A 16,371-nucleotide genomic window follows, 5' to 3' on the forward strand; every position below is an offset into this window, starting at 1 on the left:
TTTCATGTCCAACCTAAAAATATACGGTTCATATTCCTAAGAATATATTGTTCAATTTGCTCCTCCTATAGTAGATTTGAATTGGTTCTTACTTCTACTAATTGCTTAAAAAAAAGTTTTGATCAGGAAGCTCTCTAATATAAAAATCTTTTTACAGGTATACCCCATTCTCTAAAAACGAGCAAAAAAGACTTAACAGTTGTTTAAAAGGGTCAACGAATTTAAAAAAAGACCATGGTAACTTAACTTCAAATAATGCTAAATGTTTAATTTGGAAGAAAGGTTATTATGTCAATATAGGGTAACTTTTATTGGTAAATATCTAATCTAAAACGAAAGCATTAGCATTTTAATTAATAAATCGAAAACTATTATTGAAAAGGTGAAAATAGCCCGAATTAAAGGTGAAATTTTCAAGTATTTCCTTACTTAAGATTAAATATAGTTACCAACACCACACTTTTCTATTAGTTCACAACAAAGATTAACGCAAATAGTAAAAACCACATAAATTTGTAGGAAATTACCTATTTATGATTAAAAGGGCTCAAATATTACGTACTTCTTATTTAATAAGACAGCTTCCTACATGTACGGTTTTTATTGACAAAAAATTCGAAATCATCCATGCCTCAGATAAATGGATTAAAACTTTTTGTCAAGATATTAGACCAATTGTTGGTTTCGGTCTTTTTCAAGTTTTCCCGGAGGTAAATACCAAATGGAAAACGGTTCTAGAAGATTGTTTTTTAGGAAAGTCCAACCCAATGGGAGTTCAAAAATATTTAGATAGCAGAACTGGGGAACATTGGTATGAATGGATAAACGCACCATGGTATGATACCAACGAAAATATAATTGGAGCTATTTTGCATATTAACGAGGTAACAGACGTAATAAATAGTGAACTAGAATTAGAAAAATCCCAAAAGTTGTTAAGTCAACACTCGGAAATTTCTAAAACGGGCATGTGGGAGTATGACCTTAAAAGTGAAACAGTAACTTGGTGTTCTATGACCAAGGCCATACATGAAGTTACTCCAGATTATATTCCAAATCTTGATACCTCTATAGAGTTTTACAAAGAAGGACATAGTAGAAATGCAATTTCTATGGCCATGTTCGAAGCTACAGAAAAAGGATCACCATGGAGTCTTAAGCTACAGATAATAACAGCAAAAGGAAATGAAAAATGGGTAATGTCTTCTGGAAAACCTATTTTTAAAAAACAAGAACTCGTAGGTTTTATTGGAACCTTTCAAGACATACATAATCAAGTCCTAGCAACTCTAGAATCACAAAAAAATGAAAAATTATTAAGAACATTAGTAGATAACTTACCACTCAACGTATATATAAAAGATATAGAATCTAGAAAAATACTTGCCAATAAGTCAGAATGCAACTATTTCGGCTTGGATAATGAAGAGAGCATATTGGGTAAAAATAATTATGATCTTTATGACGAGGTAACAGCTAGAAGGTACACGGAACAGGATATTATGGTAATGACCAGCTTAACCCCTATTTTAGGAGAAGAAGTGGTAAGCATTAAAAAGGATGGCACTGAAACTACTTTCCTAACTTCTAAAATACCTTTGATAGATGAACATGGTTTCAGCAACGGATTGGTTGGTATAAGTCTAGACATTTCAAATATTAAACAGAAAGAGCGAGAGCTAAGACATTTAATCAATGTAACATCACAACAGAATAAAAAACTAATAGATTTTGCCCATATTGTATCTCACAACCTAAGATCACATAGTGCAAACTTTTCTATGCTATTGGATTTTATGGTACATGAAAAAGATGAAGATGAAAAACAAAAAATACTCACAATGCTTACCAACGCCTCTAGCAATTTATTAGAAACTTTAGATAATTTAAATGAAGTTGTTGCCATAACCACTCGTAATGATGCAAAAAAATCATTAGTTAACCTAAATAGAAAAATCAAGGAGGTTAAAACTGATTTATCCAATTTCTTAATAGAGAACAATACCAAAATTATTAATCAGGTTTCTAATGAAATAAGCCTAAAAGTTGTACCTACTTATTTAGAAAGTATATTAATGAATTTTATAACTAATGCCACTAAATATAAACATCCAGATAGAAATGCTGAAATACAATTAAGCACAAGAAAAATCAAGGATTATATTATTTTAATTATTGAAGATAATGGGTTGGGAATAGATTTAAATAAATATGGTGATAAGTTATTTGGTATGTACAAAACGTTTCATTCCCATAAAAATGCAAAAGGTATTGGGCTTTATCTTGTGAAAAATCAAATTGAAGCGATGAATGGAAAGATTACCGTTGAAAGTGAAGTTGGAAAAGGTACTAAATTTGAAATATATTTTCATGATAGAGATTAAAAACATAGGTATCGTTGATGATGACCCTATAACGGTTTTTGGCATTCGTAAAATGTTGAATTCCACTGTAGAATGTGCACAAGTTGAATCCTATGCAAATGGTAGAATTGCAATTGATGGTTTATCCAAAAAAATAACTGATAACAAACCATTGCCAGAAATAATTTTTCTAGATATTAACATGCCAATTATGGATGGGTGGCAGTTCTTGGAAGAATTCATCAAATTACCTACCAAAGAGAGAGTTCGAATTAATATTGTTACCTCCTCAATTGACCCAATTGATCAACAAAAATTTGATTATTTTAAGGATAGAACCCATCATCTAATTACTTACAATAATAAACCATTAAACAAAAGTGATATTGCCAAAATCACTAAGGTTGCTTAAACCTTTTGAGTAATAGGTTTACGTAATTTTTGCTCCTTATTATAAATGCTTATAGCTTTTTAATTTGAGACCATCCATATTGAGATTAACATTAGTAGTGTTACTGGTATTATTTCTCTCTTGAGAAAAGCATACAAAGAAATTGAGCTTAATTTCCCGTTGACTTTTGAAACTTAAAATATAGAAGAAACTGCCACATACCAAGAGGTAATCCCTATTTTACAAGAAACTTGCAAAAGAATTACCAAAACAATTGGTGGCGTATTTAACTAAAATACATCGACCAGTGCGAATCAAAATGGACCTAAATTTTATAGTTTTAGGGGTAATGTATGCAATAAAATAATTGTATGTTTTTTAATCGCCTTCGAATAGAATTTTGATGTTAGCATAGGAGTTTTGAAGTGCAACTTGTATTTTTTTTGGGCCTTTCCATTTCACTTTTACTATTCCCTCTTTTTTCTCAGGTTTTAACTTGCCGGTGTACTCCGTTTTCATAGCGTACCAATGCACTTGTTTTAGTGTTGGCGTTCCCCCATTATTAAAAATATGATACGTTGTCCTTAAAAAATTTTCAATTCTTAGGCCCTGTACCCCAGTCTCTTCCGTAACTTCCCTTATTGCACAATCCTCAATAGATTCACCTTTATCAAGTTTACCTTTCGGTAAGTCCCATTTCTCATTTCTATAAATAAACAAAACCTTACCCTTTTCATTGGTGACCACTCCACCTGCAGCAACAATCATGGGAATTTCCTTGGTAAACTTTTTTAAAATCTCCTCATTGTTGGGGTGATAAATATATGCTTCGGTAAGCTTTTTCTTTTTGAGGGATTTAATTGCATCCTGTATAGATTCTTGATTAAGCAAAAAATACTCTCCATTGACTGTTTCGGAGAGTTTATTTGTCAGAATCAAAGGCAATTCATTCACAAAAACTTTATACATTTGCGTCATGGTTTTAGACAAGAACACGGCTAAAAAAACAGCAGAGCTTCTGCTGCAAATTAATGCAATAAAATTGAATCCAGAAAATCCTTTTACTTGGGCTTCTGGTTGGAAATCCCCTATCTACTGTGATAATAGAATTTTATTATCTTATCCTAGTATTCGAAACTATATTAAACAAGAAATGGCAAAGCAGGTAGAGTCGCTTTATGGGAAGCCAGATGTTATTGCCGGAGTGGCCACAGGGGCAATTGGTATGGGGGCCTTGGTTGCAGATGCACTAGGTCTTCCTTTTATTTATGTTAGGCCAGAACCAAAATCTCACGGTAGGCAAAACCAGATAGAAGGAAAATTAGAACCTAACCAAACGGTGGTTGTGATTGAGGACTTAATTAGTACAGGAAAGAGTAGTTTAAACGCAGTTGATGCCTTAAAAGCAAAAGAAGCAAAAATTAAAGGCATGCTAGCCATTTTTACTTATGGTTTTGATGTTGCCCAAACCAATTTTGAACAAAAAAAAGTAGAGCTTCATACGTTGAGCAGTTATGATTTCTTAATAGAACAAGCCTCAGATACCGGTTACGTAAATGAAGATCAATTAAACAAATTAAAAGAGTGGCGTAAAGCGCCATCTAAATGGTTACCATAGCATTATGTTTATAGAGACACCCAAAACCTCAGTTAATAAAAATCAACAAGCGACATTTGATTTTTTAAACGAACTAAGTAATTTTGAGCAATTAATGCCATCAAATATTGATAAATTTGAAGTATTAAATGAGAACAGGTTCCTATTTGCCCTGAAAGGAATGCCAGAAATTGTTCTTGAAAAAAAAGCACAAACACCTTACAATCAATTAATACTAGGTGCGGCAAGTGAGAAATTACCCTTTACGCTTACTGCTGATATTTTAGAATTGAGCAATGATACTAGCGAGGTTGTATTGAGTTTTTCTGGAGAGTTCAATGCAATGATGGCAATGATGATAAAAAATCCAATCACAAACTTTATTAATACCTTATCTGAAAACTTAGGTAAAATTCAATAGCGCATTCGCACTTCTTTAAGATTATATTCTTTAATAGTAGTATCATCTATCCGTACTTTTAATTTGCCTATTTTAGAAACGCCCTCTATTACTCCTGTAAACAAACGTCCATTTGGCTCTTCAAAAGTAGCAGCTACATTCTTTTTAAAAAGTTTTCCCTCATAATCCACCAAAATATTCTCAAAATTCGTGAGACTTATTTTTTCCAAATAATTCTCAAGATGTATTAGAATAGATTTCAATAAACTATCAAGATCAATATCTTTTCCCAATAATTTTTTTATGGACGTAGCATTTAGTCCTTTAGAAAATGTAGTTTGATTTACATTTATACCAATTCCTATTACCGATGTTTTCACAAATGTCCCGTTAATATTATTTTCTATTAAGATTCCACAAATTTTGGTGGTACCTGACAGAATGTCGTTTGGCCACTTTATCCGTATTTTAGGTAATTTCAAGGTATCAAAAACAGCTACCACTGCCAAAGAAACACACATTGTAATTATAAATTGTTGGCGTGCCTCTAACTTAGAGTGCCTTTTCAAAACACTAAAAGTCAGGTTCTTAAATGGATAAGACTCCCAAACGGCATTCATTTGCCCTTTTCCTTTGGTTTGTTTATCAGTAACTACAACAGTTAGATCCGCCGGATATTCACCTTCAATCATTTCCTTTAAATAGGCGTTTGTGGACTCCGTGGCACTAAGTTTGATTATTTGCATTTATGTTTGCTTTTAGGAAACTTTAATCTATTGTTAAAAACTAAGCCTAAAAGAACAAAAAAACAATAACTTTGTAAAAACTAAAACTTTTGAATGCAGAATAGGAAAGCTAGTGCAGATGAGTTGATTGCATTAATTTTAAAGGGAATAGAAGAAGTAAAAGGACATAACATAAATTTACTTGACCTAAGAAAAATTGAGAATACCGTTTGTGACTACTTTATCATTTGTAACGGTACCTCCAATACGCATGTAAATGCTATAGTGGGCTCTATCCAAAAAACAGTAAGCAAAGCAATTAAGGACAAACCCTGGCATATAGAGGGTGAAGATAATGCCGAGTGGGTATTAATGGACTACGTTAACGTAGTTGTCCACGTATTCCAAAAACAAATTCGTGAATTTTATGACATTGAGGGATTATGGGGAGATGCAAAATTCACAACTATAGAAAGTAGCGTAAATAACTAAAAAAATATAATGGCGAAAGACAACAATACAACCCCTAAAAAACCTAAATTCAGTTCTTGGTGGATTTATGGTTTAGTAGCAGTTTTATTAATAGGATTCCAATTATTTAACAGTGATGATTTAGCTAGTACCGAAAAAACTACTACTTCAGAACTACAAGAATATCTTAGAAATGGTGATGTTCAAAAAATATTGATTATTACCAATACAAATCAGGCAAAAGTCTTCTTAACAGAAGAAGCTATGTCTAAGGAAGTTCATAAAGGAGTATCGGAAAAACCATTGATACCTACTTCTAGTAATATTCCACAATACACCTTGGATTATGGTGATCTTCAAATATTTCAAAATGAAATTACCGAAATTAAAAAAGAAAATAATTTAGATACCATTATTGAATTTGGAAAAGAATCTACCGCTATATTAGACTTCTTATTATCCTTGTTGCCATTTGTGTTGATTATTGGTATTTGGATATATCTAATGCGAAGAATGTCCGGAGGCGGAGGTGGAGGCGCTGGAGGACAGATTTTTAACATAGGCAAGTCCAAGGCAAAACTTTTCGATGAAAAAACAGATACCAGAACATCTTTTAAGGATGTTGCGGGTCTAGAAGGAGCTAAAGAAGAAGTTGAAGAAATAGTCGAGTTCTTAAGAAATCCAGATAAATATACCTCATTAGGTGGTAAGATTCCGAAAGGGGCTTTGCTGGTTGGACCTCCTGGAACCGGTAAAACTTTATTGGCAAAAGCCGTAGCAGGTGAAGCCAAGGTGCCATTCTTTTCACTTTCAGGATCTGATTTTGTGGAAATGTTCGTTGGTGTAGGGGCATCAAGGGTACGTGATCTTTTTAAGCAAGCAAAGGATAAATCACCTGCCATTATTTTTATCGATGAAATAGATGCAATTGGTAGAGCTAGGGGTAAAAATAATTTTACTGGCTCCAATGATGAGCGTGAAAACACTTTGAACCAATTATTAACCGAAATGGATGGTTTTGGAACCAACACCAATGTCATCGTTTTGGCTGCCACTAACCGTGCAGATGTGCTTGATAAGGCTTTAATGCGTGCTGGTAGATTCGACAGGCAGATTTATGTTGATTTACCGGATATTAGGGAAAGAAAAGAAATATTCGAGGTTCATCTAAGACCAATTAAAACTTCCGAAACCCTTGATTTAGATTTTCTAGCAAGACAAACACCTGGTTTCTCTGGCGCAGATATAGCCAATGTTTGTAACGAGGCAGCACTTATAGCAGCTCGTAAAGAGCAAAAGGCCGTTAATAAACAAGACTTTTTAGATGCGGTTGACAGAATAGTTGGCGGATTAGAGAAAAAGAACAAAATCATAACACCAGGAGAAAAGGAAACTATCGCCTACCACGAAGCTGGGCATGCCACAACAAGTTGGATGTTAGAACACGCTGCTCCTTTAGTGAAAGTTACTATTGTACCAAGAGGCCAATCTTTAGGTGCCGCCTGGTATCTTCCAGAAGAAAGGTTAATAGTTAGACCCGAACAAATGTTAGATGAAATGTGTGCTACCATGGGTGGTAGGGCAGCAGAAAAGGTAATATTCAATAAAATATCCACAGGGGCCTTAAGTGATCTTGAAAAAGTTACTAAGCAAGCAAGGGCTATGGTTACTATTTATGGACTAAATGACAAGATTGGTAATTTAACCTATTATGATTCTTCCGGTAACGATTCTTACGGTTTTTCAAAACCATATAGTGAACAAACTGCAAAGACTATTGACGAAGAAATTTCAAAAATAATAGAGGAACAATACCAACGAGCTATTAAGGTATTAACCGAAAATAAAGATAAACTTACAACCTTAGCCGAAAGGTTGTTGGAGAAAGAAGTTATCTTTAAAGAGGATTTGGAAAAAATATTCGGTAAACGTGCTTTCGAAAAAGACATTTTAGAGGAGGAAAAAAAGAAAACCGAACTGGAAAACGAACAAAAAGATTCTGAGGAAGGCGAAAAAGTAACCGAGAATATTTAATCTTTCTTTAGTTTAGAATTACAATTGAAAAAAATAGCGGATTAGCGAATGGGCCTTTTGGATATTTTATTTGGTGGTGGCAAAAAGAAAGTTTCTAAAGAAACTGCAGAGACCCGTGGCCAACATATGCCAGATTTAAATCTACCAGTAGATGAAAAATTCACTATTCATTTTAAAAAGAACGGAGGAAAATTCATTTACTGTATTTCACCACAAGAAGTATCACTGGCCATAAAGGAAATTATCAATGAAAATAATTGGGAGAAACAAGCATTTTTTGCTTTGGACCAACGTTTAGTCCAAAAATTCAGTAAAGAAAATATTTCATTCACCAATAATTCTAAAGATAGCGAGGTGTTTTTTACTACCTGCGAACACCTTATCGGACAAAATGGTAGTATTCTGGTTTGCTCTAACCAATTGATGGAAAAGAAGGTAAACGAACTTCCTAGCAACGTAGTGGTATTTGCAACTACAAGTCAACTGGTAGAAACTATTGGTGAGGGATTAAAGACTATAAAAAAGAAATACGGCCCTAAAATACCTACCAACATAACAACACTAAAACATTTCAAAGCCACAAAAGAAAATTCTGATGATTTCTTAACTTACGGCAGTAGTACCAAAAATTTATATCTTTTACTACTGGAAGACCTGTAAACATGAAAGAAATTTTAAGGAGGGCATTAACGGGTGCTGTTTATATAATTCTACTATTATCAGCAATATTCTTAAGTTCAGATGCTTTCGATTTTTTATTCATGACTTTTGGTCTTGCTTGTTTATATGAATATAAGCGATTGGTACATTTAAAAGGGTATTATATTTTTGCTGCTTATTTAGGGCTATGGTGGGCATTTATCTATTTAGTCCATGACCAAATTCTTATTAATATTTTAATGTTCATTACCCTGGCCATAGACATTTATTTATTGATTTACCTGTTTACCAACAAACAAAAATCATTTAGCACCTTCCAAAAATTTTTAATAGGACTTTTTTACATTGGTGGTGGTTGCATTTTTCTCACTATGATACCCTATAAAAATGATGCCTTTGCAAAACTTTTAATCATGGGGATCTTTATATTAATCTGGGTTAATGACTCTTTTGCTTATATAGTGGGTAAAACTATGGGTAGAACAAAATTATATTCTGTGGTTTCTCCAAAAAAAACTATTGAAGGAACCGTTGGAGGTTTTATCTTTGCCTTAGGTGCTGCTTACATTATGGCAACGCATGAGCAAATAATAGGCCCATGGCAATGGATGATTCTTGCTGGTGTTATTGTAGTTACTGGTAGCTTGGGAGATTTGATAGAATCTAAATTAAAAAGATCGGCTGGTGTTAAGGACAGTGGTGCAATATTACCAGGACATGGTGGTATGCTTGATCGTTTAGATAGTTTGGTTTTTGCAGCTCCATTTGCGTACTTAACCTTAAATATTTTTACTTATGTTTCATAGAGAAGGGCAAAAGATAATCTTAACAACTTTTTTTATAGTTGGTATCGGAATTCTTTTAACTCATTTTTTTGTTGATATCCCATGGTTAAAATCACTACTCTATGGTATAGCTTTAATTATATTGGTTTTGATTCTTCAATTTTTTCGAAACCCGAGAAGAGATGTCACAAAAAACTTTGATGAAATCTTAGCTCCAGTAGATGGAAAAGTAGTTGTAATTGAAGAAGTTATAGAAAATGAATATTTTAAGGACAAACGCAAGCAGGTATCCATTTTTATGTCTCCAATTAATGTTCATGTAACCAGATACCCAGCAAGTGGAACAGTAAAATTCTCAAAATATCACCCTGGCAAATATTTGGTAGCATGGCACCCAAAATCTAGCGAGGAAAACGAACGTACCACCGTGGTAGTGCGAACACCTAAGTTTGGTGATATACTTTTTAGACAAATTGCTGGAGCTATGGCCAGGAGAATTGTTAATTACGCGGAAGTTGGTGAAAGCGTTCAACAAGGTGAGGATTCAGGATTTATTAAATTTGGATCTAGAGTAGATGTGTTTTTACCTTTAGATTGTGAAATTAATGTTAAGCTTAACCAGAAGGTTAAAGGTGCTACTACCTGTATTGCTACTTATGTAGATCCAAATGAAAAAGAAGAAACTACATTCTGATTTTAAAACTGCAGTGGATTTTGTAAATTCTTATGAATCACCTATTCCAGCAGACATATTGTTAAAACTATATGCTTATTATAGAATAGCCAATGAAAATTTTGACAACCCAGGAAGTAAAACTCCATTAATAAACGCATTTAAAACCAATGCCTTGATACAGGCAAAAAACTTAAATAAAGAACAGGCAATGAAATTGTATACTAAATTGGTAAATGAGGAATTAAAATAACAAAACAATTAGTCCTTTTTATAAAATTGGTATAAAACGTTCTTGAAAATCAAAAAAACGATACCCATAAATTCAATTTGATTCTAGAATTCATCTTGAGTTGGCAGTCGTAAAATATAACCTTTGCCGTGTACATTTTCGATTTTGATTTCAGTATCCAATTCTAAATATTTTCTTAACCTGGTAATAAATACATTCAAGCTTTTCTTATTAAAGTAATCATTTTTACCCCATAGCCTGATCAATATATCTTTATGTGGAGATAATTGATTTTTTTGTTCTACTAGTATTGTGAGTATCTCACTTTCCTTCACGGTTAATTTTACTTTGTCTCCATTATACTTTAGCTCTTGGTTTAAGGAATTAAAATAGTATTTCCCTATTCTGTATTCACTATGAGATTTGGTACTATTTGAATTGTTTTTTAGTGTAAACAATAGCCGCTCTATCCTAACCACAAGCTCTTCTTCATCTATTGGTTTTTTTAAATAATCAATAGCTCCTAAATGAAACCCTTTTAAGACATCAATCTTTAGCGACTTAGCGCTTAAGAAAATAAAAGGTAAACTGGGATGGGTTTCCCTTATTGTCTCTGCCAATGTGAATCCGTCCATTTTAGGCATCATAACATCCAATATTGCCAAGTTGTAATTGGCCTTGTTTAATTCATCTATAGCCTTAAAACCATCAGCCACCCATGTAACATCAAAGTTTTTCATTTTTAGATATTCAGACAATAAATAACCTACAGCTTTATCATCTTCTACTATTAATATTTTATGACCCTTATTAATCATGTGCTAGTTGGAATTATCACTATTACTTTACTACCAACATTTTGCATACTCTCTATTAAAACTTTGCCGTTATGTTTCTCAATAACCTTTTTTACATAGCTAAGTCCTAATCCGTATCCGTTAACAGTATGTAAATCACCATCAACCACGCGATAGTATTTCTTAAATATCTTTTCCAAATTTTCAGGTGATATACCCCTACCATTATCAGTAATCTCAATAAATAATTTTGATTTATCCATTTTGGCGTTTAGACTAATTTTAGGGTCATCTGAATATTTCTTTGCATTATCTAAAATATTAATTATCGCATTTTCCAAATGAAATACCTCAGCCTTAATATTGTATTCACCTTGTTGTAAATCATATAAAAATGCCCCATTTTCAATTGAAACCAACGTTTTAAACTCTGCACAAATATTTTCAAGAAATGGCCTGAAATCCACTTTCTCTAATTTAATAATATGTTTCCCCGACTCTAAACTTCCCAACTCTAAAACCTTATCTATATGATTAGATAGACGTTTCACCTGCTGACTAACAATGTTCAGCACTGGTTTTTGCTTATCATGGGCTGATCCCTCCAAAATTTTGGTAGCCAATCCAATTGAAAAGACCGGGGTTTTTAACTCATGTGTAAGATTGTTTATAAACTCATTGGTAGTTGTTATAATATTACTCTGCCAATAGTAAGTCCTAAGAACCCAAATTACGGTCACACAAATACCAATTAAAAATAACATACTGGGTAAAGTAAGTCCATTAAGTTTTCCTAAGAAATAGTTGGGTAAATTTTTAAACTGCAGCTCCAAAAAAATGGGTTTACCCAAATGTTCTGGAAAATAACCCGTTAGTTCCATCGGATAGGACTGTACTTCATCATTCTCACTAAATTTTAAAGGAGATCTTAAATAGTAAACACTATCTTTTGAGTATAAATTAAATGAAAAATCAGAATCGATACTGTTATTTACCAATTGTTCCTTTATAAAATCATCCAAAAAATAACTAGATGCCTTTTGCAGACTATCTACGCTAATTGTAAAGTATGATGTATCTTCTTCGAATGAGCTTACAATTAAGAAAGTAAGCTTATTTTCTAACTTTAGTCCTTCTTTAATATCGTCACCAGTCTTTTCAATTTTAACATTGAATTGAACCCTAGCTAAGTTTAAACCTATTCTTAGATATTGGTATTGTACAATCGCCAATCCGACAATCGATATCAAAAATAAGCCGATATATATGTTACGTTTTTTCAAAATCCCCACTAAATAATCTAAAAATCAACAGTCATTAATATATTTTAATCTATTGTTAACCCCATTAACTTTTCATTAATTCTTTTTACTCAAGCCTTAATCCTTTAAAGATAAAAATACCACTACTTTGGACCCAGTTAATATTTTAAACTTGAGTTAAGTTAATGTTTTCTATCATAATCCTTTTAGGCCAACTCTTTGTAGCGGAGAGTTGGCTTTTTTATCCAATGAGAACGAAAAAATTAAGCAATGAAACAAAAATTACTTAGAATCACCATTTTATTTATAATACTATCCAATTTTCAAATAAATGCACAGGGTTGTGTGGCCATACGTCATTTTTCAACATGTGTTGGCAGTAGCCTTGAAAACAACATTTTAGAATCTGGAGATTTACAAATTGGCCTAAATTATAGATACTTTAAATCTTTCAGACATTTTCGTGGAACAGAAGAGGAACCAGACCGACTTGCCAATGGTACAGAAGTAGTTAACAATTCACATGCATGGGATTTTTTTGCTACGTATGGTATAAATACAAGAATGTATACCAGTATAACTATACCTATGGTAATTAACACTAGGTCGTCATTATATGAGCATGGTAGGGAAGAAAGAAATATGACATATTCAAGAGGGTTAGGAGATATTAGGGTTGGTATTGGCTATTGGCTTTTTGATTTGGAAAAATCACCTAATGGCAACATCGCTATTGGACTTGGTGTAAAGCTACCAACGGGTAACTATAACGCATCTGATATATTTTACAATGTTGGACCCAATGAAGAACCACAAACAAGACCGGTAGATCAATCTATACAACCTGGTGATGGTGGTTTTGGACTCACCGTAGATTTTCAATTCTATCAAAAAATAGTAACAGATTTTTATGGCTATGCAAGTGGTTTCTATCTTTTGAACCCAAGGGAAACCAACGGAGTTAGAACTTTTAGGGAAACGTTAAGTCCCATTCTGGAAAACGAAAGCATTATGGCTGTACCGGACCAATACTCTATTAGAGGTGGGTTAAGCTATAATAATTCATCCTTACTCTCCACCTCACTTGGCGTTAGGTATGATTGCGTTCCGATTAAGGATCTTATTGGTGGCAACGCAGGCTTTAGAAGACCAGGAAATGTACTTTCAGTAGACCCAGGAATTAGCTTAATGACAAACCAATTCTCTTTTAACCTAAATGTACCATTTGCTGTTCGAAGGGAACGTCCACAAAGTTTTACGGACCAACAAACGGAACAATTAACCGGTAACCCAAGAAATGGAGACGCTGCCTTTGCTGATTATGTAGTGAACTTTGGAATAACCTATAGGTTGAAAAATAATAACGTAAAAATATCAAAAGAATTGATTGACACTTTTAATTAACCAAACCTTCAATCTAGAACAGACGGTCATATGGCATATCACACTAAAATAAAAAACAAAATACTTGGTATTTCTATCGGTATCACCTATTTATGCTTTGGAATAATAAAATTTTTTCCAAATGTGAGTCCCGCAGAGGAACTAGCCGAAAATACGATTAGCATGTTAACTTTTGGTTTAATCCCTGATCAAATATCATTACTAGTACTAGCGTCCTGGGAAACCTTGGTAGGTATTTTTATTATTTTAAATTGGCAAAAAAAAATAGTGCTCAATTTAGCAATCATACATATCTTATTTACATTCAGCCCATTATTTTTATTTTCTGAACAAATATTTGATTTTAAGACACTTAGCGTTACTTTACTAGGCCAGTATATATTTAAAAACATAATTATCTTAAGTAGCTTGATAGTTTTAAGAATTGAAGCTATCAAGCAATCATCGGTAAGTTCAAAAAAAGGAATACGTGTGCAAATATCAAATAACCAACTACACTTAGCCAATAAAAATTAAGATGATAAACCTAGTTACTTACTCGTATAAATCGTTTAAATCTGCCTGACAGATTTCACCAATTAGAAGGCTCATCTTTGAACATACATCATTAAAAAACGACTTTCCTTTTTCTGCCGTAGAAAGCATAGGATTACCCGTTCCAGTATCCTTTGTTATCTTGGACCATTCCCTTTCTGCCCAAACCCAACCTTCATTAAAAGCATGTATTTTAAATTTCTTTGCTTCACCACTACCCCAATCCTTTTTTGGTAGTACCAGTTCAGGTTTTATATGTAACATTAGACTAGTCTCCATCTCATCTGCATGGTCCCCTTTTTCTTCAAAATATTGATACTTATCCAGCATTTGTGGGAAAAAACAAAAACTAATGAACATTTTTGGAAACAAGAGACCCAACTCCCTTATAAGAGGTTTAAAATTATTCCCTCCATGACCGTTAAATATCAATAACTTATAAATACCCTGATTATTTAGGACGGTAATGATATCCTTTAAGATTGCCAATTGAGTACTTGGATTGAGGTTGATATCCAAATAAATATCTTTTTGCCCAGTATTTACACCAAAAGGTATTGTAGGTAAAACCACAACCTTATCCCCTCTATCCCATGCTTTTCTAGCCGACTCATTAACAATTGCTTCCGCCTGATAATTGTCAGTTGCATAAGGCAAATGATAATTATGGGCTTCGGTCGCTCCCCAAGGGAGAATGGCAAGTTCAAATTTTTCTGTTTTTAAATGGCGCCAGTTTGTCTCGGCTAATATATATGGTCTTATCATAATAATTTTTTAGGCAATTAATTTAGTCTCATCGTGAAGCTTATGGTAATAGGTAAAAAATACAGTTCCCAAAATCGTAATTAAAAAATAAAAGGCCACTACGTTTGAACCTATTTCAAGCAAATTATCCATACCAAACCAGTCTTTGTAATAAACAATGATACCTAAACCTAATAAGCTTCTAAATACTTCTATACCTACCGCATATGATTTACCATCCATTAATGTGGTATACCCATAAATTCCCATGAAGACTAGCGCACCATTTATGAACAAACCATTAAAACCTATGTTGCCATAGTTATAAAACATAAACATTAACAATGCGGTTGTAACCAAAAGTTGGAAAATTATATAGGTGTTGAATAATTTTGAAGATGCTGTAGCATACCTCTTGAATGAGTAAACATCATCGATAATAGAAATTGGGTAGTTATCTTTCACATCTACTGGTCGCCAGCCTGTAGGCATAAACCAAATTCGAACTTTATCCCATATTTTTTTTGTGTGCCATGCATCTTGTATTAACCGCCATAAATGCTGAAAATTTATAAGCACAGGATTCCATGTTTTGGCAGGCTTTAAAACCCCATATTGCGGTAGTACATCTTCCAATTCTTCCTGAAAAGTACCAAACCAGCGATCCCAGATACATAAGATTTGGCCTAAATTTTTATCGATATATTCAGGGTTGATGGCATGATGCACCCTATGTTGCGAAGGTGTTACAATAATATATTCCAACCAACCCATTTTACCTATATGCTGTGTGTGATACCAAAACTGAGCAAAAAGATGTACTGGTGCCAGAATAGCAATAATCTCGTTAGGAACACCTAAAATTGCCGCAGGCAAAAGCAAAAAAGGGAAATACCCCAGTAAATTTGATATTGATTGCCTTAGTGCACATGCCAAATTAAATTCTTCACTGCTGTGATGAATAACATGTTGGTTCCAAAAAAAGTTGATTTTGTGACTTAATCTATGATTCCAATATCCCGCAAAATCAATAACGATGAATGCAATAATCCATACAATCCAAGTGTTTTCTATTCTAACAAGGGCCAGATTATCAACCAAAAAAGGATACGAAATCAAAACCAATCCTATTCCTAATGAGTCTTTTATGATATTAGTTAGCCCAGAGCTAATGCTACTTACGGAATCCATTACCTTATACTTTTGATCTTTTACTAAATAACCATAGGTTATTTCCAAGGCCATCAATACCATAAAAAAGGGAATGGCATATAGCAATGCATTTGCGTAAGTTTCCAT

Annotated in this window: 18 protein-coding genes; 12 read left to right on the forward strand and 6 right to left on the reverse strand. The window is 33.2% G+C overall.

From position 1 onward, the window contains the following. Positions 1-533 precede the first annotated feature (533 nt). Both ACOCEA_RS10930 and ACOCEA_RS10935 read left to right on the forward strand, forming a co-directional pair. Positions 534-2,384 (forward strand): PAS domain-containing sensor histidine kinase, encoded by a 1,851-nt coding sequence (locus ACOCEA_RS10930; protein ID WP_420756280.1) that lies wholly within the window; start codon positions 534-536, stop codon positions 2,382-2,384. Then, entirely contained in the window at positions 2,371-2,775 is a 405-nt protein-coding gene (locus tag ACOCEA_RS10935) for a response regulator (RefSeq protein WP_420756281.1), read from the forward strand. Before ACOCEA_RS10930 ends, ACOCEA_RS10935 begins: the two co-directional genes overlap by 14 nt. Before the next feature lie 357 nt (positions 2,776-3,132). Here ACOCEA_RS10935 and ACOCEA_RS10940 read toward each other — a convergent pair whose 3' ends face one another. Continuing rightward, positions 3,133-3,723: an NUDIX hydrolase gene (locus ACOCEA_RS10940; RefSeq protein WP_420756282.1), complete on the reverse strand. Its 591-nt coding sequence runs from the start codon at positions 3,721-3,723 to the stop codon at positions 3,133-3,135. Positions 3,724-3,730: 7 nt separating this feature from the next. Between ACOCEA_RS10940 and pyrE the strand changes: the two genes are divergently transcribed. Then, a complete protein-coding gene (gene pyrE, locus ACOCEA_RS10945) occupies positions 3,731-4,372 on the forward strand; it encodes an orotate phosphoribosyltransferase (RefSeq protein WP_420756283.1) in 642 nt (213 codons plus the stop codon). Positions 4,373-4,376: 4 nt separating this feature from the next. Next, a complete protein-coding gene (locus ACOCEA_RS10950; RefSeq protein WP_420756284.1) occupies positions 4,377-4,772 on the forward strand; it encodes an SRPBCC family protein in 396 nt (131 codons plus the stop codon). On the opposite strand, the gene ACOCEA_RS10955 is transcribed toward ACOCEA_RS10950, so the two are convergent. After that, positions 4,766-5,497: a biotin--[acetyl-CoA-carboxylase] ligase gene (locus ACOCEA_RS10955; RefSeq protein WP_420756285.1), complete on the reverse strand. Its 732-nt coding sequence runs from the start codon at positions 5,495-5,497 to the stop codon at positions 4,766-4,768. The genes ACOCEA_RS10950 and ACOCEA_RS10955 overlap by 7 nt on opposite strands. Before the next feature lie 93 nt (positions 5,498-5,590). On the opposite strand from ACOCEA_RS10955, the gene rsfS reads away from it, so the two are divergent. The 6 genes from rsfS to ACOCEA_RS10985 are packed head-to-tail and all read left to right on the forward strand — an operon-like array spanning position 5,591 to position 10,352. Next, a complete protein-coding gene (gene rsfS / locus ACOCEA_RS10960; protein ID WP_420756286.1) occupies positions 5,591-5,968 on the forward strand; it encodes a ribosome silencing factor in 378 nt (125 codons plus the stop codon). A 9-nt stretch (positions 5,969-5,977) separates the two neighbouring features. Next, positions 5,978-7,981: an ATP-dependent zinc metalloprotease FtsH gene (ftsH, locus tag ACOCEA_RS10965; RefSeq protein WP_420756287.1), complete on the forward strand. Its 2,004-nt coding sequence runs from the start codon at positions 5,978-5,980 to the stop codon at positions 7,979-7,981. 48 nt (positions 7,982-8,029) lie between these two features. Further along, the gene (locus ACOCEA_RS10970; RefSeq protein ID WP_420756288.1) at positions 8,030-8,641 is read left to right on the forward strand and encodes an LUD domain-containing protein; all 612 of its coding nucleotides are present in this window, start codon (positions 8,030-8,032) and stop codon (positions 8,639-8,641) included. 2 nt (positions 8,642-8,643) lie between these two features. Continuing rightward, positions 8,644-9,447: a phosphatidate cytidylyltransferase gene (locus ACOCEA_RS10975; protein WP_420756289.1), complete on the forward strand. Its 804-nt coding sequence runs from the start codon at positions 8,644-8,646 to the stop codon at positions 9,445-9,447. Then, a complete protein-coding gene (locus ACOCEA_RS10980) occupies positions 9,437-10,120 on the forward strand; it encodes a phosphatidylserine decarboxylase family protein (RefSeq protein ID WP_420756290.1) in 684 nt (227 codons plus the stop codon). Before ACOCEA_RS10975 ends, ACOCEA_RS10980 begins: the two co-directional genes overlap by 11 nt. Beyond that, entirely contained in the window at positions 10,095-10,352 is a 258-nt protein-coding gene (locus ACOCEA_RS10985) for an acyl-CoA-binding protein (RefSeq protein WP_420756291.1), read from the forward strand. Before ACOCEA_RS10980 ends, ACOCEA_RS10985 begins: the two co-directional genes overlap by 26 nt. 83 nt (positions 10,353-10,435) lie before the next feature. Here ACOCEA_RS10985 and ACOCEA_RS10990 read toward each other — a convergent pair whose 3' ends face one another. Beyond that, complete coding sequence (locus ACOCEA_RS10990; protein WP_420756292.1) at positions 10,436-11,149, reverse strand: response regulator transcription factor; 714 nt, start codon at positions 11,147-11,149, stop codon at positions 10,436-10,438. After that, positions 11,146-12,378, reverse strand: a complete 1,233-nt coding sequence (locus ACOCEA_RS10995; RefSeq protein WP_420756293.1) for a sensor histidine kinase — start codon at positions 12,376-12,378, stop codon at positions 11,146-11,148. The genes ACOCEA_RS10990 and ACOCEA_RS10995 overlap by 4 nt, the downstream gene beginning before the upstream one ends. A gap of 282 nt (positions 12,379-12,660) precedes the next feature. On the opposite strand from ACOCEA_RS10995, the gene ACOCEA_RS11000 reads away from it, so the two are divergent. Both ACOCEA_RS11000 and ACOCEA_RS11005 read left to right on the forward strand, forming a co-directional pair. Next, on the forward strand, positions 12,661-13,794 hold the full coding sequence (locus ACOCEA_RS11000; RefSeq protein WP_420756294.1) for a transporter: 1,134 nt from the start codon (positions 12,661-12,663) through the stop codon (positions 13,792-13,794). Between the two features lie 30 nt (positions 13,795-13,824). Then, positions 13,825-14,310, forward strand: a complete 486-nt coding sequence (locus ACOCEA_RS11005) for a doxx family protein (protein ID WP_420756295.1) — start codon at positions 13,825-13,827, stop codon at positions 14,308-14,310. 18 nt (positions 14,311-14,328) lie between these two features. On the opposite strand, the gene ACOCEA_RS11010 is transcribed toward ACOCEA_RS11005, so the two are convergent. Continuing rightward, positions 14,329-15,093, reverse strand: a complete 765-nt coding sequence (locus ACOCEA_RS11010; protein WP_420756296.1) for a creatininase family protein — start codon at positions 15,091-15,093, stop codon at positions 14,329-14,331. A 9-nt stretch (positions 15,094-15,102) separates the two neighbouring features. Further along, complete coding sequence (locus ACOCEA_RS11015; RefSeq protein ID WP_420756297.1) at positions 15,103-16,371, reverse strand: sterol desaturase family protein; 1,269 nt, start codon at positions 16,369-16,371, stop codon at positions 15,103-15,105.

Origin of the sequence: Maribacter luteocoastalis (assembly GCF_048890225.1) — a bacterium.
Classification (GTDB): Bacteria; Bacteroidota; Bacteroidia; order Flavobacteriales; family Flavobacteriaceae; genus Maribacter; species Maribacter luteocoastalis.